At 71.6% G+C, this 19,198-nt stretch carries 16 protein-coding genes; 7 read left to right on the top strand and 9 right to left on the bottom strand.

All coding sequences use genetic code 11. The features are described 5' to 3' along the window. Window positions 1-36: 36 nt before the first annotated feature. The 3 genes from BJY18_RS35795 to BJY18_RS35785 form a co-directional block, all read right to left on the bottom strand. On the bottom strand, window positions 37-3,372 hold the full coding sequence (locus BJY18_RS35795) for a phosphodiester glycosidase family protein (protein ID WP_184785055.1): 3,336 nt from the start codon (window positions 3,370-3,372) through the stop codon (window positions 37-39). Window positions 3,373-3,519: 147 nt separating this feature from the next. Further along, window positions 3,520-4,245: a maleylpyruvate isomerase family mycothiol-dependent enzyme gene (locus BJY18_RS35790; protein ID WP_184785054.1), complete on the bottom strand. Its 726-nt coding sequence runs from the start codon at window positions 4,243-4,245 to the stop codon at window positions 3,520-3,522. Between the two features lie 16 nt (window positions 4,246-4,261). Continuing rightward, entirely contained in the window at window positions 4,262-5,122 is an 861-nt protein-coding gene (locus BJY18_RS35785) for a helix-turn-helix transcriptional regulator (protein ID WP_184784234.1), read from the bottom strand. A gap of 87 nt (window positions 5,123-5,209) precedes the next feature. On the opposite strand from BJY18_RS35785, the gene BJY18_RS35780 reads away from it, so the two are divergent. After that, window positions 5,210-5,983: an SDR family NAD(P)-dependent oxidoreductase gene (locus tag BJY18_RS35780; RefSeq protein ID WP_184784233.1), complete on the top strand. Its 774-nt coding sequence runs from the start codon at window positions 5,210-5,212 to the stop codon at window positions 5,981-5,983. Window positions 5,984-6,027: 44 nt separating this feature from the next. On the opposite strand, the gene ndk is transcribed toward BJY18_RS35780, so the two are convergent. The 3 genes from ndk to BJY18_RS35765 all read right to left on the bottom strand — a co-directional run bounded on the left by ndk (window position 6,028) and on the right by BJY18_RS35765 (window position 9,032). Then, window positions 6,028-6,438, bottom strand: coding sequence for a nucleoside-diphosphate kinase (gene ndk / locus BJY18_RS35775; protein WP_184784232.1), 411 nt, complete (start codon window positions 6,436-6,438; stop codon window positions 6,028-6,030). A 58-nt stretch (window positions 6,439-6,496) separates the two neighbouring features. After that, window positions 6,497-8,056: an alkaline phosphatase D family protein gene (locus BJY18_RS35770; protein ID WP_184784231.1), complete on the bottom strand. Its 1,560-nt coding sequence runs from the start codon at window positions 8,054-8,056 to the stop codon at window positions 6,497-6,499. 121 nt (window positions 8,057-8,177) lie between these two features. Next, entirely contained in the window at window positions 8,178-9,032 is an 855-nt protein-coding gene (locus tag BJY18_RS35765; protein WP_184784230.1) for a helix-turn-helix domain-containing protein, read from the bottom strand. A 125-nt stretch (window positions 9,033-9,157) separates the two neighbouring features. Here BJY18_RS35765 and BJY18_RS35760 point away from each other — a divergent pair, with 125 nt between their 5' ends. Continuing rightward, on the top strand, window positions 9,158-9,862 hold the full coding sequence (locus BJY18_RS35760; RefSeq protein WP_184784229.1) for an SDR family NAD(P)-dependent oxidoreductase: 705 nt from the start codon (window positions 9,158-9,160) through the stop codon (window positions 9,860-9,862). A gap of 1 nt (window position 9,863) precedes the next feature. Here the strand turns inward: BJY18_RS35760 and BJY18_RS35755 are convergent, their stop codons facing one another. Together BJY18_RS35755 and folC are read right to left on the bottom strand one after the other, a co-directional pair. Beyond that, window positions 9,864-10,280 carry a DUF4233 domain-containing protein gene (locus BJY18_RS35755; protein WP_184784228.1) on the bottom strand — a complete coding sequence of 139 codons (417 nt, stop codon included), beginning with the start codon at window positions 10,278-10,280 and terminating at the stop codon, window positions 9,864-9,866. Further along, a complete protein-coding gene (gene folC, locus BJY18_RS35750; protein ID WP_184784227.1) occupies window positions 10,277-11,989 on the bottom strand; it encodes a bifunctional tetrahydrofolate synthase/dihydrofolate synthase in 1,713 nt (570 codons plus the stop codon). The genes BJY18_RS35755 and folC overlap by 4 nt, the downstream gene beginning before the upstream one ends. Window positions 11,990-12,131: 142 nt before the next feature. Between folC and BJY18_RS35745 the strand changes: the two genes are divergently transcribed. Further along, entirely contained in the window at window positions 12,132-12,782 is a 651-nt protein-coding gene (locus BJY18_RS35745; RefSeq protein WP_184784226.1) for a class I SAM-dependent methyltransferase, read from the top strand. Window positions 12,783-12,878: 96 nt separating this feature from the next. Then, the gene (locus BJY18_RS35740; protein WP_184784225.1) at window positions 12,879-13,760 is read left to right on the top strand and encodes an SGNH/GDSL hydrolase family protein; all 882 of its coding nucleotides are present in this window, start codon (window positions 12,879-12,881) and stop codon (window positions 13,758-13,760) included. Window positions 13,761-14,163: 403 nt separating this feature from the next. Here BJY18_RS35740 and BJY18_RS35735 read toward each other — a convergent pair whose 3' ends face one another. Then, entirely contained in the window at window positions 14,164-16,809 is a 2,646-nt protein-coding gene (locus BJY18_RS35735) for a valine--tRNA ligase (RefSeq protein WP_184784224.1), read from the bottom strand. A gap of 60 nt (window positions 16,810-16,869) precedes the next feature. Between BJY18_RS35735 and BJY18_RS35730 the strand changes: the two genes are divergently transcribed. The 3 genes from BJY18_RS35730 to BJY18_RS35720 all read left to right on the top strand — a co-directional run bounded on the left by BJY18_RS35730 (window position 16,870) and on the right by BJY18_RS35720 (window position 19,192). Then, the gene (locus BJY18_RS35730; protein ID WP_184784223.1) at window positions 16,870-17,226 is read left to right on the top strand and encodes a hypothetical protein; all 357 of its coding nucleotides are present in this window, start codon (window positions 16,870-16,872) and stop codon (window positions 17,224-17,226) included. 119 nt (window positions 17,227-17,345) lie between these two features. After that, a complete protein-coding gene (locus tag BJY18_RS35725) occupies window positions 17,346-17,783 on the top strand; it encodes a MarR family winged helix-turn-helix transcriptional regulator (RefSeq protein WP_184784222.1) in 438 nt (145 codons plus the stop codon). A 65-nt stretch (window positions 17,784-17,848) separates the two neighbouring features. Next, window positions 17,849-19,192: an MFS transporter gene (locus BJY18_RS35720; protein WP_312874074.1), complete on the top strand. Its 1,344-nt coding sequence runs from the start codon at window positions 17,849-17,851 to the stop codon at window positions 19,190-19,192. Window positions 19,193-19,198: the final 6 nt, after the last annotated feature.

Below are 19,198 nucleotides of genomic sequence, written 5' to 3'. Positions count from 1 at the left end.
CGGGGGTCCGACAGTTTCGAGCGATTTGTGCTCCGGTCAGCGCACCGTGACCGCCACCGTGCGCGAGATTCCGTTTACTGTCACCGAGATCCAGGCCGTTCCGGGGTGCAGCGCGTGTACCGATCCGGTCGCCGGATCGAGGGACACGACGTCTCGCAGGGCAGGGGGCCAGGTGCCGGTGTGCACACCACGGCCGGTCCAGGCCGCGCTCACCGGGTAGGTCACCGGAACGGTGCGGCCACCCTGGTCCACCGTCGCGGTGACCCGTCCGGTCGTGCCGGGGGCCAGGGCGCCCGGACCGGTCAGGGTCAGGGCGTCCACGTTCGGCCGGGTTTCGAACCGGACCGGACCGGAGTGGTCGGCGGGATCGACTCGGACCAGCGTCCAGCCCACGAACCCGCCGTCGCCGGGCGCCGCGGCCGGGGTCTTCCCCGAGTTGCCGTTCACGAGGTAGGGCACCCCGTCGATGCGGGACAGGGCGAACACGCCCGCGTGCGAGGCGATCGACACGGCCGGTTTTCCGGACTTCTCCTCGAAATCGGTGAGCCAGTCCGGCAGCAGCGCGGCTTCCTTCCGGTCGGCCAGCCGGGAGTTGCCGGTCGGGCTCGGGTCGCTGACCGGATGGTGCATCGCGACCACCACACCGCGCACCGAACGGTCCGCCGCGGCGCTGTCGAGCGCGTCGCGCAGCATGCGCACCTGGTCGAAACCACCGGCGCGCAAAGAACCCCGCGAGGAGTCGAGCAGCACGAGCCGGACACCGTGCACGTCGACGACTCGATGCGGCGCGCCGAAAACTTCCTGGAAGCGCGCGAGGCCGTCGCCGCCCTCGGCCTCGTGGTTGCCGGGCACGTAGTACCACGGCACACGGCCGTCCAGCTCCGCACCGATCACCTTGCGTGCCAAGGCGAAGTCCGCCGCCGTACCGCGGTCCACCAGGTCGCCGTTGATCAGCACGAGGTCCGGTTCCGCGGCCACTGCCTCTCGGAAGGCCCGCCACGCCTGCGCCACGAGCGGCCCGTCCGGCGCATCGGCAGTGAACTGGGCGTCGCTGACCACCGCGATACGCAGCCCGCCGCGGCCGAGCGTGCCGTCGGTGACCAGCGCGGGATCGTGGTAGGCCGGGTCCGCCGGCAGCGGGGTGGTGGGCGCGACCTCGAAGGTGAGGTCGTCGAACGCGAGCCGGCCCGAGTACTGCTGATCCGGCACGTTCTCCACGGCGTAGAAGCGAGACAGCCGCTGTCCGTCCGCCAGGCCCGCGGGAAGCGCGGCGGTGACGTACCGCCAGCCGGTCCAGTCGACACTCAGCGAGAGGTCCACAATGGACGCGACGTCGGACGCGTCGCGCAGTTCCGCACGTAGCCAGGCGCCTTTCCCGTCTCCGTTCACCCACAGGCCGACCTTCTGCGTGCCCACGGGCACCTCGATCGGATTCGCTGCGTTCACGTAGGCCGCACGCGTCGCGGTCGTCCCGGTGAGCCGGTAGTCGAGCGCCAGGCCGTCGCCACCGTCGTGGCCCTCGGCCGGGGAAAGCGCGGCGCCGACCGCAGCGGGGTACACGGAGGCCGACCAGCCGTCCTGACCGTCGAGCGGAGCCGCCACCTGCGGCACGCTGCCGACAGAGGCGGCGAGGTGCTCGGTGAGACCGGCAGCGTGCACGGTGACCGCGGTGGAGCCGGAAGAAGCCACCGCGGTGACGGCGAAGCCGTTCCCCGAGGGCACCACCTTCACCACCGCGGGGTCGTACTCCAGCTTCACGTCCGATGGTTCGATCCAGGTGCCGTAGCCGTCGGCGTCGTAGCCGTAGACCTGGAACGTTCCGCTCGCGCCGGCACCGGACAACGCCACCTGCTTCGCGCTCGAGCCGAGCCGGACGGGAGTACCGAGCACAGTCAGCTTCGTACGCCCGTTCGCCAGGCCTTGCCGCGCAGTCACGTCCACGTCCGTCCGCGCGTCCGGCCGCCAGCGGTCCTCGTGCGCGGTGAAGACGTTCTTCGTGACGGTGCCACGGATCGGGTTCGACGTGCGCCACCTCGGGGTGGCGGCGACCGCGGCCCCGGTCTCGTCGTGACCGTTGGGCACGAGTACTCGGGTCAGTCCGGACAGGACGCGATCGGAGTTTTCGCCCGGCTGCGCGGGTGCGGGGGCGAAGCCGGTCAGCCGCCCGCTTCCTGCGACGGTCGACACGCCGATCCCGTTGGGCACCAGCCGTTCCTCGCCATCGGAAGGAGCGTTTCGCACACTCGGTGCCGCTTCGCCCTCCCCGCGGGCGAGAAGCGTGGAAGAACCGCCACCGTCGAGGTTGATCGCGTCGTCCGCGCCGAGACGCTTCAACTGCCGAGCCAGCTCCAGCTCGGTCATGCCCCGGCTGTCGGCCTGCCGCCCGTCCACAGTGACGAGCCACATCCGCTTGCCATCGGCGGAAAAGCCGACCGCCGTACGCGGAGCGAGCGTGGTGTCGTCAACTGCCTGCAGCTGCCCGTCCTTCAGCAATGCCTCGTTGCCGCCCACCGCGACAGCGACCTTTCCTGCGTGCGTACGCGGCGCGTACGCGACACCTACGCGGTCACCGACGTGCAACGTCGACAGCGCGTCGGCTCCGGCATCTCGGCCGAGCAGCAGGATGGCGCCGGCCGGGATCGGTCCCTCCACGGGACGCGGCCGCACCTGCGTCACCACACCGTCGTGGATCTCGACCTCGACGACGCGCTGTGCGCCGGCAACCGAGGTCTCGCGGGCCGAGGAACCCCACAGTGGCGTATAGACGCCCAACGCGTCCTTCTCAAGCACCGGGCTGTTGAAGTTGGTGGCCGGGACCACACGGCCGTCCGGCATGGTCACAGACGCTTCGAGGAAGATGTCCGCGAGCTTCGCGCGACCCTCGCTCGTGATCGCCGCGGTGACGTTGTGCCCGGTGGCGGGAGCGGTCTGCAACTGGCCCTTGTCGATGCCGACGCCGATCGGCGCGCCGGTGGCGCTGATGTCGAAGAAGTCGCCGTTCACGCCTGCGACCGCGCCCGTTCGCGCGATCTGCTGCGACAGCGGCGTCCGCGCGGACACCGTGCCCGGACTGAGATACGTCGGCTTCAGCACCTTGCTGGTGAGGTCGACGCTCAGCGTGTCACCGCGGATCCAGCCCTTCGGATCGAAGCGGTCGAACTGGGTGAGGTCCAGACCTGGTGCGAGCTCGGTGGAGGAACTGCTGGTCTCCAGGCCGTCGTCGGTCGCCGGAGCAGCGGCGGAAACCGGCGTTTCCCTGGCCGAGGATGCCGCGGGCGCGCCCTCGACAGGCGGTGTGCCGAGCGGCGCGGCAAGCGGATCGGCGTACGCCGGTGTCGCGACGGACACCGCGAGCGCGGCACTGAGCAGCACGAAACGTGACTTCTTCACAAGGGACCCCAGGTTCGAGGAAGCAGCTTCGTGCCAGGTAAGTGCACCGGCACGACCGGCGGAAGGCGCGCCGGTGAACGCCGCCTGAATGGCGCAGGGACTCTCCCGCTTCCGAGTGGTCCCGCTGGGTCAGGGCGTGAGCTTCGCCGCGAGGAAAGCGCGGGCGACCTCCGCGTCGCCGGTGATCCGCAGGCCGGCCTCGTCGAGCCGGCTGCGGTTCCACAGCACCATGAGCAGGTCCTGGGCCGGCGCCTCGACCGTCGCCGCGGCATGCGCGTCGCCGAGCGCGGGCGGCTCCCCCGGCACGAGCGTCCACGACTGGTCGAAGTCGCTGGCGCGCAAGGTGATCGGCACCGGCAGCGACGGGGCGGGACCGAAGCGGGCGGCCCGGGGCAGGAAACTGCCGAGCACCTCGTCGACACCGTCCGCGGCGACCAGCGGATCGAGCCGCACGACGGCGTCACGGGCAGCGTGCGCGTCGATCAGGTGCACCGCGGTTTCGCAGACCTGACGGCGGAACCAGAACGCTTTCGTCTTCGCCGAACCGGCGAAATGCCAGCACGGCTCGTCCGGATCGGCGCCGGCGAGCGCTTCGAGCAGCTCCGCCGCGCATTCCTCGTACCACCGCGCCGGATCCCCGCTCACCGGGACCGGGGTCCGTTCGCGGTCGCCGGTCCGCACGATCTTCGCCGCCCACCGGTACACGTTGCCCAGGTGCGCCACCAGCTCGGCCCGGGTCCACTCCCCGCAGGACGGGACCACGGCTTCGAGCCGGCCGGCACGCACCTCTTCGGCGAAGTCCTTGGTCAGCGCACGCAGATGCGGCAGGTACTCGGTCGCGGGCAGCGGAAACATCGGCACGCCTCGTAGGCTAGCGCGTGGCCCGGGAGGGGGCATCGTCCTCCGGCGTCATCCGCTGCGTGCCGATGACCGACAGCAGCCGGAACGCCTCCTCCGACGCCGAACCGGGAGCGACGGTGTAGAGCACCACCTGCTGGTCACGGTCGGAGATCTCCAGGACGTCGCAGTCCACCGTGACCGGGCCGACCACCGGATGCCGGAAAGTCTTGCGCAGCACCGGTTCCGCGCGGACGTCGTGTTGTTCCCACAGCCGGGCGAACTCCGCGCTGCCGGCGCGCAGGTCCGCGATCAGCTCGGCCAGGTCGGCGTCGCCGGGATAGCGGGCCGCGGCGGCCCGCAGCCGTAACGCCGAGGAGTGCGCGAACTGCTGCACGTCGGACAACCCGTACAGGTGCGGTCCGAGGAACGCGCGGCGCACGAAGTTGCGCTCGCGGCGGGGCAGCGCGGAGAAATCCTCCATCAAGGCGACGGCGAGGTCGTTCCAGGCGATCACCTCGTGCGCCGCGGACAGCACGATCGCCGCCGCCTGCGGGAGCCGGCGCAGCAGGTCGAGGATGCTCTGCCGGACCTCACGGGCAGGACCCGTGGACGGGACGAGCGGGGCATCGGCGAGCCGGTGCAGGTGATCGCGCTCGACGTCGGTCAGGCGCAGCGCGCGGGTCAGCCCGGCCAGCACCTCCTGCGACGGCCGCGGACCGCGGGCCTGCTCCAGCCGCGTGTAGTACTCGGTCGAGATGTAGGCCAGCCGCGCAACCTCCTCGCGACGCAGGCCCGGCGTCCGGCGCCGGGTGCCGGCCGGCAGCCCCACATCGGCCGGGCTGATCCGTTCCCGCCTGCCGCGCAGGAATCCCGCAAGTTCTCGTCGATCCACCCAGCCAGTGTGAACCGCGTCCGCCGCACTCAGCCAGGTACTCCCGGTGCCTGGCTGTGGCCGGCCCGGCCGCGAAGTCTCGAAGGCATGGAAAACACCACCAGCGGCCTGCTCACCGGCAAGACCGCCTTCATCACCGGCGCCGGACGCGGCATCGGCGCCGCCGCGGCCCGGCTGTTCGCCCGGGAAGGCGCCAGGGTGCTGCTCGCGGCGCGCACCGAAGCCCAGCTGAAAGCCGTTACCGAAGAGGTCCGCGCGGCCGGCGGCACCGCGGAGTACGTGGTCTGCGATCTGGCCGATCCGGCGAGCGTGCGAGCCGCGGTGGACGCGACCGTGCAGCGCTACGGACGGCTGGACGTGGCGTTCAACAACGCCGGGACGTTCACCCCGCCGCTCCCGGTGGACCAGCTGCCACAGGCCGATTTCGACCGTCTCTACGAGGTGAACCTGCGGGGTCCGTGGCTGGCGATGGCCGCCGAGATCACCGCGATCCGGGCGACCGCCGGAACCGGCGCGATCGTGAACAACTCGAGTGTCGGGAGCACCCGGGCCAATCCGCAGCTGCCGGCTTACGGTGCGATGAAGCGGGCGCTCAACAGCCTGACCGAATCAGCCGCGGTCAGCTACGGCCCGGAAGGCATCCGGGTCAACGCGATCGCGCCCGGGAACACCGCCACCGAGATGATCCGCGACTGGGAGGATCACACGCCGGGCCTCACCGGCCAGCTGGTGGCCGGCACGCCGTTGCGCCGCGGCGCGGACCCCGCGGAAATCGCCGAGGCGGCAGCCTGGCTGCTCAGCGACCGGGCTTCGTTCGTGACCGGCACCGTGCTGCGGGTGGACGGCGGCGCGGCGGCCTGAGCCGCGGGTGCCGGGGACGCGCGGTCACCGGCACCCGCACCGGATCACAGGTCCGGGAACCAGAGCTTCAGCTCGCGCTCGGCCGACTCCGGCGAGTCCGAACCGTGCACCAGGTTGTACTGCGTTTCCAGGCCGTAGTCGCCGCGCAGGGTGCCCGGCGTGGCCTTCTCGACCGGGTCGGTGCCGCCGGCCAGCTGGCGGAACGCCGCGATCGCGCGCGGGCCCTCCACGGCGAGCGCGACCACCGCGCCGGAGGTGATGAACTCCAGCAGGTCACCGAAGAACGGCCGCTCCTTGTGCTCGGCGTAGTGCTCTTCGGCGAGCGAGCGCTCGACCGTGCGCAGTTCCAGCGCGGCCAGCTTCAGGCCCTTGCGCTCGATGCGCGAGACGACCTCGCCGACGAGGCCGCGCGCGACGCCATCGGGCTTGACGAGGACCAGCGTGCGTTCAGTCACGACGGTGTTTCTCCTTGCGTGGATCCGTGTTATTCGCCGCGGAGCCTATCCGGTGCGGTCAGCGGCGCTGCGGGTGCAGGGTCCTCGACCACAGGGAGGCTCCGGTGGCGTCGCGCAGGTCGACCGTCAGCGCCCCGCTCGGGCCGTCCACGTTCAGCTCGCCGAAATGCTGGAATCCCTGTGCGGGCGAGGAGTTCTGCGTTTCCGGAGCGTGGGCGAACACCACCTCCGGGCCGAAGGTCGGATCGAGTGCGCTCGGGCCGAACGCGCCGGCGTTGAGCGGACCGGACACGAACTCCCAGAACGGGTCGAAGTCCTGGAACGCCGCGCGGTCGGGCGAGTAGTGGTGGGCGGCGCTGTAGTGCACGTCCGCGGTCAGCCACACGACGTTGCGCACCCGGTCGCGCGCGATCCGCCGCAACACCCAGGCCAGCTCCGTCTCACGGCCACCCGGCGCGCCCGGCAGGCCGTTGGCCACTGCCTCGATCGCCGTGCCGTCCGGGACCACGAGACCGATCGGCATGTCCGCCTGCACGATCTTCCAGGTCGCGGTGCTGCGGGACACCGCGTCGGCGAGCCACCGGGCCTGCCTGTCGCCGAGGATGTGGCCCGGCTGCGTCGGGTCCGCGGTGTTCGCGTCACGGTAGGTGCGCATGTCGAGCACGAACACCTCGACCCGGCTGCCGTAGCGGAAACTGCGGTACACCCGCCCGTCCACGGCCTGACGCCGGTCGATCGGATGCCACTCGTGGAAGGCCTGGTACGCCCGCGGGGCGAGCACGTCGACCCGCTTCTCGGTGTACTCCGGACGGTCGTCGAGGATTTCGCCGGGATACCAGTTGTTGGTCACCTCGTGGTCGTCCCACTGGACATACGCGGGAACTTCGGCCGCGAAGCGCAGGAAGTTCCGGTCGAGGCGGTTGTAGGCGTGCTGGCCGCGGTACTCGTCGAGGGTTTCGGCGACCTTCGACTTCTCCGGCGTGACGATGTTGTGCCAGGTACCGCCTCCGCCGGGCAGCGTCACGGTGTCGGTCAGCGGGCCGTCGGCGTACACCGTGTCGCCGCTGTGCAGGAACACGTCCGGGCGGCGGTCGGCCATCGCGGAGAAGATCGTCATGCCGCCGAGACCGGGGTTGATGCCGTAGTTCTGGCCCACGACGTCGCCGCTCCAGAGGATCCGCGTACTGGTACGGCCCAGCGGCGCGGTGGCGAACCGGCCGGCCACCGCCTCGCTCGACGCGCGGCCGTCGAGGTCCACCGCGGTCACGCGGTAGTGGTACTCGGTGCCCGGCCGCAGTCCGGCCACCCGTACCTTGCCGGTGCCGCCGGTGTCCGGCGTGACCACCGGGCCGGGAACCCGGCGGGCGGACCGGAACGACGGATCGCGGGCGATGTCGACCACGAGCCGGGCCGGACGGTCGGCCCGCGACCACACGACGCCGGAGCCGGTCGTGACGTCACCGGACGCGACGCCGTGGGTGAGCACCGGCCGGTCCCGGCGCACGAGCGGGGCCGCGGTGGCGGCCCCGGGAAGCAGCAGCCCGGAACCGGCGGCCAGCGCCGGGACGGCCAGTCCGGCTCTGAGCACGCAGCGCCGGGTGGGGATCAGTTCGGTCATGGCGGTCGTTCTATCCCGCTGCCGCGGCGGTGCGGCCAACTCCAGCTGACCGGCCGGTGAACGGGCTTTCCCCAGCTGCCGGGCACCACAGCTTTTTCCACAACGGCGGACGGCCCGGGTGCTATTCGGACGGCGTGGCCACCGGCTCGGTCGGGGACTCCGCGACGGTGGACGCCAGCAGCGCCAGCTTGTCCGCGTCCGCACTGCCCCGGTCGGCGTGGTATATCACCAGCAGCATCCCGGCCGTACCGCCGACGCCCAGTTTCTCGCGGTTCAGGGTGAACTCGCCGACCTGCGGATGGTCGAAGGTGACCACCGCGCCCTCCCGGAGCTTCACGTCGTGGCGGGCCCACAGCCTGCGGAACCGGTCGCTGGCCAGCGACAGCTCACCGACCAGTTCGATGAACCGGGGATCGCCGGTGTCCGTGCCCGCGGACTGCCGGAATCCGGCGACCAGTGCGGCGGTGGCACCGTCCCAGTCCGGGTAGAGCGCCTGCTCGGCCGGATCGAGGAAGACGTCCCGCAGCCGGTTCCGCCCGGCCACCAGCCGCGGCGAGACCGCGGCCGCCAGCGGATTGGCGGCCAGCACGTCGAAGTAGCGGCCCTCCACGAACGCGGGCAGCCCGGCCGAGCCGAGCAGCTTGGCGATCCCGGCGGGCACGGTCTCCTTGCGCGGACGGCGCCGGGTGCGGCGGTGCTTCTCCACCGCCAGGCTCAGCAGGTAGGCGGTACCGGTCTCGTCGAGCCCGAGCACCCGGGCGAGGGATTCCAGCACCTGTACCGACGGATTGCGGTCCCGGCCCTGTTCCAGGCGCAGGTAGTAGTCCGCGCTGACCCCGGCCAGCATCGCGACCTCTTCCCGGCGCAGGCCGGGTGTCCGGCGGGTGCCCAGCCGCGGCAGCCCGGCGCTGTCCGGTGTGACGAGTTCGCGGCGGGCCCGCAGGTACTCGCCGAGGGCGTTCGAGTCGTCGGGCATGGCTCCAGGGTAGGCAGCCGGGCGGCACGGTGCCTGGTCCTGCCGGCCCCAGGATCGCCGGGGCACTCCCCCGCCGCGCCGTCCGGGCGAATCGTGGGACGGACCACGACGAAAGGAGCAGGACCATGACCGTGACACTGGTGACCGGCGCGAACAAGGGCCTCGGCCGCGAAACCGCGCGCCGGCTGCTCGCCGCGGGCCACACCGTCTACCTCGGGGCACGCAGCGTCGAACGCGGGCAGCGGGCCGCGGCCGAGCTGGGCGCCCGGTTCGTGCGGCTGGACGTCACCGACGACGATTCGGTGCACGCCGCGCTGCGGGTGATCGAGGAGGCGGAAGGCCGGCTGGACGTGCTGGTCAACAACGCCGGGATCGCCGAGGCCGCCGGACTCGCGCAGGTCGAGGAGATCACCGGCGCGAGCGCGCTCCGGCACTTCGACACCAACGCGGTGGGCGTCGTCCGGGTCATCCAGGCCGCGCTGCCGCTGCTGCGGAAATCCGCCAACCCGGTGGTGGTGAACGTTTCCAGTGCACTCGGCTCGTTCTGGGCGGTCACCACTCCACAACGCCACCAGTTCCGGGTGAACTCGATCCTGTACGGCGCGAGCAAGGCGGCGGTCTCGATGCTGACCGTCCAGTACGCCAAGGCACTGCCGGGGATCAAGATCAACGCGGTCGAACCCGGCTACACCGCCACCGACCTCACCGCCGGGGTCGGCGGCGGGCAGCCGGTCGAGGACGGCGCCGACGTGATCGTGCGCATGGCGACACTCGGCGAGGACGGCCCCACCGGCACGTTCACCGAACCGGGCGGCCCGTTGCCCTGGTGATTCAGGCCTGGTGCTGCTGGCTCGCCAGCGTGCCGGCCGCCATCCGGCGGGCGACGTCGCGGCGCATCCACAGGAACCACAGGAACGCCGCCAGGAACAGCACCCCGAGGATGGCGATCGCGGGCAGCACGAAGGCCATCGCGATCAACGCGAGCTGCAGCACCAGCACCACCGGGATCGCCCACCGGTGCTTGAGCAGTCCACACAGCACGATCAGCGCCACGGCGATGGCGATCACCGCCCAGCCGGTGAAGCTCGTGACGCCGCCACCGAGCTTCGCCACCACGGGCAGCGCCAGCGCGACCGTGATGGCCTCCATGATCAGCGTCCCGGACAGGACCCCGCGGAACCCCTTCATCGGGTCCTTCGCCGGCGGGCGGGCCGCCGCGGCCGGCTCCGAAGTGCCGTGCTCGCTCATGCCGGCTCCTTTCCGAACAGCGTGCGTGCCTCGCCCGCGGTGACCACCGAACCGGTGACCAGGACCCCGCCGCCGGACAGCGGCTCCTCCGGATCCTCGGACTGCTCGACCAGGCCGATCGCGGTCTCGATCGCGGTGCCCAGATCCGGATCGGCCAGTACGCGTTCCTCACCGAACACCGCGGACGCCAGCTCGGCGAGTTCGTCGAGCGGCATCGAGCGCGGCGAGGAATTGCGGGTGACCACGACGTCCGAGACCACCGGCTCCAGCGCTTCCAGGATGCCGCGGGCGTCCTTGTCGGTCAGCACCCCGACGACGGCGACCAGCCGGCGGAACGCGAACTCGTCGGTGACCGTGGCCGCGAGCGCCCGCGCGCCCATCGGATTGTGCGCGGCATCGACCATGACGGCCGGAGCCGCCCGCACCCGCTCCAGCCTGCCGGGGTTGGTCACCTCGGCGAAGCCCTCGCGCACCGCCTCCAGCACGAGCTGCTTGTCCTTGCCCGCGCCGAAGAACGCCTCGACCGCGGCGAGCGCGAGCGCGGCGTTCGCCGCCTGGTGCGCGCCGTGCAGCGGCAGGAAGATCTCGTCGTACACCCCGCCGAGGCCCTGCAGCTTCAGCAGCTGGCCGCCCACCGCGACCTCGCGCTCCAGCACGCCGAACTCGCTGCCCGCGCGGGCCACCGCGGCGTCCACCTCGACAGCACGCTCGAGCAGCACGTTCAGCACGTCGGTGTCCTGTTCGGCGAGCACCGCGACGGAGCCGGGCTTGATGATCCCGGCCTTCTCCCGCGCCGCGTCCACCGCGGTGGGGCCCAGGTAGTCGGTGTGGTCGAGGCCGATCGGGGTGAGCACCGCGACCTGGCCGTCGGCCACGTTGGTGGCGTCCCATGCGCCGCCCATCCCGGCCTCGAGCACCGCGACCTCCGCCGGCGCGTCGGAGAACGCGGCGAACGCCATCCCGGTGAGCACCTCGAACTTGCTCATCGGCACGCCGTCCTCGCTCGCCCCGTCGACCATCGCGACGTACGGCGCGATGTCCTCGAACAGCTCGGCGTAGCGTGCCGCGGAGATCGGCAGCCCGTCGAGTGCGATCCGCTCGGTGACCAGCTGCAGGTGCGGACTGGTGTAGCGGCCGACCCGCAGACCCATGCGGGTGAGCAGCGAGTCGATCATGCGGGTGACCGAGCCCTTGCCGTTGGTTCCGGCCACGTGCAGCACCGGGTAGCCGCGCTGCGGTTCGCCCAGCAGTGTCACCAGCGCCTGGATCCGGGCCAGCGAAGGTTCGATCTTCGTCTCGGGCCACCGCTGGTTCAGCTCGGTCTCGACCGCCATCAGCGCACGGCGCGCCTCCGGGCCGTTCTCGTCGCCGGGCTGCTCCGTGCTGCCCTCGTCGTCCAGCTCGTGCAGCTCGGCGTCGGCGCCGGCGACCAGGTCCGGCACCGGGCCGAGGGCGAGGTTGTCGCCGAGCTGGCCGATGCCGCCGATCCCGCCACGCGAGCCGCCGCCCACGGTGTACGCCGCGTCGGGAGCGTCCAGGTCGGGCTCGGTGCCGTCCTCTTCCTCGTCACCGGGTCCGCCGAGTTCGTCGACACCGGCGAAGCTGTCCGGATCCGCGAGATCGGGCCGCCGGCGCGGGCCGCCCTCGGGCTCTTCGGATTCCTCGGCACCGAACGGCCCCTCGGGGCCGCCGCCCTCACCACGCGGCACGCACTCGCTCCTCGACAACGTCGCTGCGGCACCCGGGAAGGGGCGCCTCCGGACCGGCTAACCAGGCGGTATGCCCTGCTCCGGCCGGTGGGTCAAGCCTACCTGCCCGGCTCGCGCCCGCCGGCATGGCAGGGTCGGGCGCATGCCGTTCGACCACAACCACCACTACCACCCGCGGCTGCTGCGGCTCGTCCCGCCGGGACCGGGCCGGGCACTCGACGTCGGCTGCGGCGAAGGCCGGTTCGCCCGGCGCCTGGCCGCGGCGGGCCTGACCGTGGACGGGATCGACACCTCCGCGGCGATGGTGGCCCGTGCGGCGGCCGCCGGATCCCCGGGACCGGGCACGGTGTCCTACCGGCAGGCGGACGTCACCGCGGAGGCACTGGAACCCGGCGCGTACGGCTTCATCTCGTGCCTGGCGTCACTGCACCACATGCCGTTCGACACGGTGCTGGAGTTCCGCCGGGCACTCGTCCCCGGCGGCGTGCTGGCGGTGCTGGGCTGCGCCCGTTCCAGCACGCCGCGCGACTTCGCTCGGCTGCTCGCCGCGGTTCCGGTGAACGCCGCGGCCCGGCTCGTGGTCGCGGCCGGGGACCGGCTCAACGGCGGCGCCGACCCGGTGCGCGCGGCACCGGTGCGGACGGAGTTCCCCGGGCTGGCGGACGTGCGCCGTGACGCGGAGCGGCTGCTGCCCGGCTGTGAGATCCGTCCGCTGCTGTTCTGGCGGTACCTGCTCAGCTTCCGGAAACCGTGGGAGCACGGGGAATCCGTGGATCACCCGCCTACCGGGTGAACCGCGGGCCCGACCACCCGAACGGCGGCAGGCAACGATCCCCTCCCGGCCGAAAGTGGACCCCGTCCTGCGTTCGGCTCGGGAGAAGGGATCCCCATGCGCACCACCCGGATCGTGCTCGCCGTACTGGCCGTGCTCGCGTTGCTCGGCACCTCGGCGACGGCCGCGTCCGCGCAGCCACGCGGTTTCCGCCACTACGTCGCGCTCGGCGATTCCTACACGGCCGGACCGCTGATTCCGCTGCAGCGGCTCGATCCGCTGGGCTGCGCGAGATCCACGGCGAACTATCCGGCGCTGCTCGCGGTGGCCCTGCACGTGCCCCGCTTCACCGACATCAGCTGTTCCGGCGCGGACACCGGCGACCTGACGCAGGCGCAGGACGTGCCGCTGGGCGTCAACCCGCCGCAGCTGTCCGCGCTGCGTCCGGACACCGATCTGGTCACGGTCGGCATCGGCGGCAACGATTCCGGCGTGTTCGGCTCGCTCGTGGGCACCTGCCCGGGGTTGCGCGCGAGTGACCCCTCCGGAAATCCCTGCCAGCGGCATTTCACCGTGGACGGCGTGGACACGATGAAGGCGCTGCTCGCGGCCACCAGTGAGAACGTGCGGCAGGTGCTGGCCGAGATCCACGCGCGTGCGCCACGGGCCGAGGTGCTCGCGATCGGCTATCCGCGGATCGCCCCGGAGTCCGGTTCCTGCCCGGACGTCCTCCCGTTCGCCGACGGCGACTACGCCTGGCTTTCCAGCGTCGAGGAAGCCCTGAACGCGGCGGTCGAACAGGCCGTGGCAGCGGACGGCGATGCGTCCTATGTAGACACTTTCACGCCGTCGGCCGGGCACGACGCCTGCGCCCGCACCGGCGCGGCGTGGATCAACGGCAAGGACACGAAGCTGCTGGCCGCGGCCGCCTACCACCCGCTGCCGATCGGAATGGCCGGCATCGCCGGCGTCATCCGGCACCACCTGGCCGACCACTGACGAAACCCGAGTCGGCGACGAAACCCGCGCAGGATACTGAGTAAACCCAGGCACCATACGGGACAGCGCCACCGCCTCGACTGAGCGAGGCCACGCGACCCCAGGCCGGCTTACGAAACCCACACACCACACGAAACCGCACCACCACCCCGACTGAGCGACACCACCCGCCCCCAGACCGGCTTACGAAACCCACACACCACACGAAACCGCACCACCACCCCGACTGAGCGACACCACCCGCCCCCAGACCGGCTTACGAAACCCGCGCACCACGCGGGATCGCGCCGCCGTCTGGACTGAGTGATGCCACGCGGCCCCCAGGCCGCGTGGCATCGGGAAGGAAGACGGCGGCTCCCCGGCGATCCCGCCGCCTCAGCTTGCTGAGGCAAAAGATCCAGCCTCAGCTTTGCTGAGGCAGAGAATTCTGAGGCAAAAGTCCCAACCTCGCCTCGATGCGGGTGATGTCCGCGACCGCGGTTTCGCGGCGTAGTTTGATTTTCTCGATGACCTGCGCGGGGGCCTTGGCGATGAACGACTCGTTGCCGAGTTTGCCGTCGGTCTGGGCGAGTTCCTTCTGCGCCGCGCCGAGGTCCTTCTGCAGTCGCTTGCGTTCGGCGGCGACGTCGATCGTGCCGGAGGTGTCCAGCTCCACGGTGACGACGCCGCCGGCGAGCGACACCTCCAGCGATGCGCTCACCGTGAACCCGTCGTCGGGCGGGGTGAGCCGGACCAGCGAGCGGATCGCGTTCTCGTGTCCGGCCGGGAAACCGTCGCCGGTGAGCCGGGCGACCACCTTCTGGCCCGGCTTGAGTCCTTGGTCGGCCCGGAAGCGGCGGATCTCGGTGATCAGTTTCTGCACGTCCGCGACGCGCGCGTCGGCCGCCGGGTCGGCGTATCCGCCGACCGGCTCCGGCCACGCCGCGATCACCAGCGACTCACCGCCGGTGAGCGCGGTCCACAGCTTCTCGGTGACGAACGGCACGAACGGGTGCAGCAGCCGCAGCACCGCGTCCAGCACGTGCCCGAGCACGGTGCGCGTCGCCTCGACCCGAACGGAATCGCCTTGGTACAGCTGGACCTTCGCCAGCTCCAGGTACCAGTCGCACAGCTCGTTCCAGGTGAACTGGTACAGCGCGTTCGCGACCTTGGCGAACTGGAACTCCTCGAACAGTTCGTCCACTTCGGACACGAGCGCGGCGAGCCTGCCGAGGATCCAGCGGTCGGCCTCGGTCAGCTCGGCGGCGGCGGGCAGCGGGCCGGTCGCGTCCGCGCCGTTCATCATCGCGAACTTGCTGGCGTTCCAGAGTTTCGTGCAGAAGTTGCGGGAGCCGGCTGCCCATTCGTCGGCAAGCGCCATGTCCGCGCCCGGGTTCGCGCCGCGGGCGAGGGTGAACCGGGTGGCGTCCGCGCCGTAGGTGTCCATCCACTCCAGCGGGTCGATCACGTTGCCCCGCGATTTGGACATCTTCTTGCCGTTCGCGTCGCGGATCAGGCCGTGCAGGTAGACGTGGTCGAACGGCTGGCGCCCGTCCATCTCCTGCACGCCGAACATCATCATCCGCACGACCCAGAAGAACAGGATGTCGTAGCCGGTGGACAGCACGCTGGTCGGATAGAACTTCGCCAGATCCGCCGAGGACGACGGCCAGCCCATGGTGGACATCGGCCACAGGCCGGAGGAGAACCAGGTGTCCAGCACGTCGGGATCCTGCGTCCAGCCCTCGCCCGCGGGCGGCTGCTCGTCCGGGCCGACGCAGACGACCTCGCCGTCCGGGCCGTACCAGACCGGGATCCGGTGGCCCCACCACAGCTGCCGCGAGATCGTCCAGTCGTGCATGTTGTCGACCCAGTCGAAGTAGCGCTTCTCCAGGTCGGCGGGGTGGATCCTGGTGCGGCCGTCGCGCACCGCGTCGCCCGCGGCCTTGGCCAGCTCCGCGACCTTCACCCACCACTGCAGGGAAAGCCGCGGCTCCACCACGGTGTCACAGCGTGAGCAGTGTCCCACCGAGTGCAGGTACGGCCGCTTCTCCGCGACGATCCGGCCCTGCTCGCGCAGCGCGGCGACCACGGCGGGCCGCGCCTCGAACCGGTCGAGGCCATCGAACGGGCCGGCCACGGTGATCTCCGCACGCTCGTTCATCACGGTCAGCATCGGCAGGTCGTGCCTGCGGCCGATCTCGAAGTCGTTCGGATCGTGCGCCGGGGTCACCTTCACCGCGCCGGTGCCGAACTCCGGGTCCACGTGCCGGTCGGCGACGATCGGGATCTTCCGCCCGGTGAGCGGGAGCTCGACCTGCGTGCCGACCAGGTGCGCGTAGCGCTCGTCGTCCGGGTGCACGGCGATGCCGGTGTCGCCCAGCATCGTCTCCGCGCGGGTGGTGGCCACGACGATGGCGTTCTCGCCCTCGCCGTACCGGATCGAGACGAGTTCGCCCTCGTCCTCGCTGTGGTCCACCTCGATGTCCGACAGCGCGGTCTGGCAGCGCGGGCACCAGTTGATGATCCGCTCGGCGCGGTAGATGAGGCCCGCGTCGTAGAAGTTCTTGAAGACGGTCTGGACGGCCTTGGACAGGTTCTCGTCCATGGTGAACCGCTCGCGCGACCAGTCGACGCCGTCGCCGAGGCGCTTCATCTGGCCGAGGATCCGGCCGCCGTACTCGGCCTTCCACTCCCACACCCGCTCGACGAACCTCTCGCGGCCGAGATCGTGGCGGGACAGGCCCTCGCCGGCGAGCTGGCGCTCGACCACGTTCTGGGTCGCGATGCCCGCGTGGTCCATGCCCGGCAGCCACAGCACCTCGTAGCCCTGCATGCGGCGGCGGCGGCTCATCGCGTCCATCAGGGTGTGGTTGAGCGCGTGCCCCATGTGCAGGCTGCCGGTGACGTTCGGCGGCGGCAGTACGATCGAGAACGGCGGCTTGTCCGACGTGGCGTCGGCCGTGAAGTACCCGGCCGCTACCCAGCGGTCGTAGAGGGGTGCTTCCTCGGCGGCCGGGTCCCAGGCACCCGGAAGGTCGGTTTTCTGCTGCGGAGCGTTCTCGGTCACAATGGACAAGTCTAGGAAACCCGCCACGGCGGGCGTGCTCAGGGGGAAAGGGGTGCCGCGATGACCCGGCCGGAGGATCCGGACGACTACTCGATCGAGACGCATCCGGACCTGATCGACCCGGAATGGCGCAAGCACGCCGAGATGGACGCGTGGCTCGGCGCCAAGAAGGAGCTGAAGAAGAAGCGCCGCCGTGAGCGCCGGGCGCGCTCGTCCCCGGGGTACGGCGGTGGCTACCGCACGCCCTCGGCCAGCCGCTTGCCGGGCATTGCCGCGCTGGTCGGGCTCGTGCTGCTGATCGCCGCCGCGATCACCGTGCACGAGGTGAACGGCCCCGGCGTGAACGAGGGCTCGATCGAATTCCAGTTCGGCGCCGGCCTGCCCGCGGCGGACCGCCCCTCCCCGCACCCGGTCTGACCCGCTCGTTCCACGACCCGTGAAGGCCTCCTCGAGGGAGTTCCGCGTTCCCTCGAGGAGGCCTTCACGCTGTCCGGGCACGGTCGCACAGGCTGGGCTGCACAGGCTAGACTGTGCAGATGAGTTCCGTTCCCCCGCACGTCGCCGAGTCGGCGGGCTGGCTCCGGGGCGTGGTGGGCCAGCTGCACCGCAGGCTGCGCCAGGTCGACAACGCCGGAATCCTCACACCGTCGCAGAGTGCCGTGCTGAACCGGCTGCATCGCGACGGCCCGGCCACGCAGGGTGAGCTGGCCGCGGCCGAGCACGTGCGGCAGCAGTCGATGGCCGCCACGCTCTCCGTGCTCGACTCGCTCGGCTACCTCAGCCGCACGCCCGACCCCGCGGACGGGCGGCGCACCGTGCTCGCGCTGTCCGAGCTCGGGGCCAAGACCGTCGTCGGGATCAGCCAGCACCGCGAGGAATGGCTCGCCGCCGCGCTCGGCGCGGAGTTGACCGCCGAGGAACTCGAAACCGTCCGGCGCGCGCTGCCTCTGCTGCAGCGCGTCGCCCAGCGCTGAGCAAAGGAGCCGTCACGAGCACCGCCACCACCGCGAAAGCACCCGCCCGCTTCGGCGCCCGGCTCGTGACCCCACTGGTCGCGAGCGCGGTGCTGAACCCGATCAACTCCACGCTGATCGCCGTCGCGCTGGTGCCGATCGGACAGGCCTTCGGTGCCGGTCCGGAACGCACCGCCTGGCTCATCTCCGCGCTGTACCTGGCCACCGCGGTCGGGCAGCCGGTGGTCGGGCTGCTGGTGGACCGCTACGGGGCGCGGCGCGTGCTGGTCGGCGGCGCGCTGGTGGTGATCATCGCCGCGATCGGCGGGATGATCCCGGTTTCGGTGGAGTGGCTGACCGGCGTGCGCGCGGTGCTCGGCATCGGCACCTGCGCCGGCTTCCCGGCCGCGATGGCGGTGCTGCGCAAGCGGGCGGACGCGCTCGGCCAGGGCGTGCCGGCGCGGGTGCTGTCGGTGCTGTCGCTGTCCTCGCAGACGATCATGGTGATCGGCCCGACCCTCGGCGGGGTGCTGATCAGCCTGTTCGGCTGGCCGGCGATCTTCGCGGTGAACCTGCCGCTGGCCGGGATCTCCTTGCTGCTGGCCGTCCTCTGGGTGCCGAAGGACGCGCCGGCGCGGGCCGCGGGCGCGCCGAAACCGGCGCGGATCGACCTGGCCGGCATCGCGTTGTTCTCCGCGGCGCTGCTGGTGCTGCTGTGCTACCTGATGGCACCCGGCATCGGTGATCTGTGGCTGCTCGCCGCGGCGATCGCGGTGGGCGGCGTGTTCACGTGGGTGGAGCTGCGCGTCCGCACGCCGTTCATCGACCTGCGGATGCTTGCGGCCAACCGCGCGATCCTGCGCACCTACCTGCGTCAGGCGCTGAGCTTCATGGCGATCTACGCGATCATGTTCGGCTACGTCCAGTGGCTCGAGGAGGGCCGCGGCTTCTCCGAGTCCGTGGCCGGGCTGATGCTCCTGCCGATGTCCGCGGTGGCGGTGGTCGCGGCCGCGCTGTCCGGGCGGCCGACCGGCGTCCGCGCCCGGCTGCTCGTCGTCGCGGGCGCGCTCGTGGCCGGTTCGGTCGCGCTGCTGTTCGTCGACGATTCCACCTGGCCGGCCGGGCTGCTCGGCCTGGTCGCGGTGTTCGGGCTCGCGCAGGGCCTGACCAGCGTGGCCAACCAGACCACGCTGTACCGCGAGGCGCCCGCGGAGACGATCGGGACCGCGAGCGGGCTGTTCCGGACCGCGCAGTACCTCGGCGCGATCGTCGCTTCCACGGTGATCGCCCAGTGCTACGGCGGGCACGCGGATTCGGGCGGGCTGCACCGGCTCGCCGTGGTGCTCGTGGTGATCAGCGGGCTGCTGCTGCTCGTGACGGCCGCCGACCGCGGGTTGCGGCGGGCCGAATCCCGCCCCCGGCTTGGGTAATCGGCC

The sequence above is a fragment of the Amycolatopsis jiangsuensis genome (genome assembly GCF_014204865.1).
Taxonomy (GTDB): Bacteria; Actinomycetota; Actinomycetes; order Mycobacteriales; family Pseudonocardiaceae; genus Amycolatopsis; species Amycolatopsis jiangsuensis.
This window is presented reverse-complemented; position numbering and strand designations above follow the sequence as displayed.

Coding starts and splice junctions, on each gene's coding strand:
- BJY18_RS35790 (WP_184785054.1), bottom strand. CDS start 4,245: ATGTTTCCGCTGCCCGCGACCGAGTACCTGCCGCATCTGCGTGCGCTG.
- BJY18_RS35780 (WP_184784233.1), top strand. CDS start 5,210: ATGGAAAACACCACCAGCGGCCTGCTCACCGGCAAGACCGCCTTCATC.
- BJY18_RS35770 (WP_184784231.1), bottom strand. CDS start 8,056: ATGACCGAACTGATCCCCACCCGGCGCTGCGTGCTCAGAGCCGGACTG.
- BJY18_RS35765 (WP_184784230.1), bottom strand. CDS start 9,032: ATGCCCGACGACTCGAACGCCCTCGGCGAGTACCTGCGGGCCCGCCGC.
- BJY18_RS35760 (WP_184784229.1), top strand. CDS start 9,158: ATGACCGTGACACTGGTGACCGGCGCGAACAAGGGCCTCGGCCGCGAA.
- BJY18_RS35755 (WP_184784228.1), bottom strand. CDS start 10,280: ATGAGCGAGCACGGCACTTCGGAGCCGGCCGCGGCGGCCCGCCCGCCG.
- BJY18_RS35745 (WP_184784226.1), top strand. CDS start 12,132: ATGCCGTTCGACCACAACCACCACTACCACCCGCGGCTGCTGCGGCTC.
- BJY18_RS35740 (WP_184784225.1), top strand. CDS start 12,879: ATGCGCACCACCCGGATCGTGCTCGCCGTACTGGCCGTGCTCGCGTTG.
- BJY18_RS35730 (WP_184784223.1), top strand. CDS start 16,870: ATGACCCGGCCGGAGGATCCGGACGACTACTCGATCGAGACGCATCCG.
- BJY18_RS35725 (WP_184784222.1), top strand. CDS start 17,346: ATGAGTTCCGTTCCCCCGCACGTCGCCGAGTCGGCGGGCTGGCTCCGG.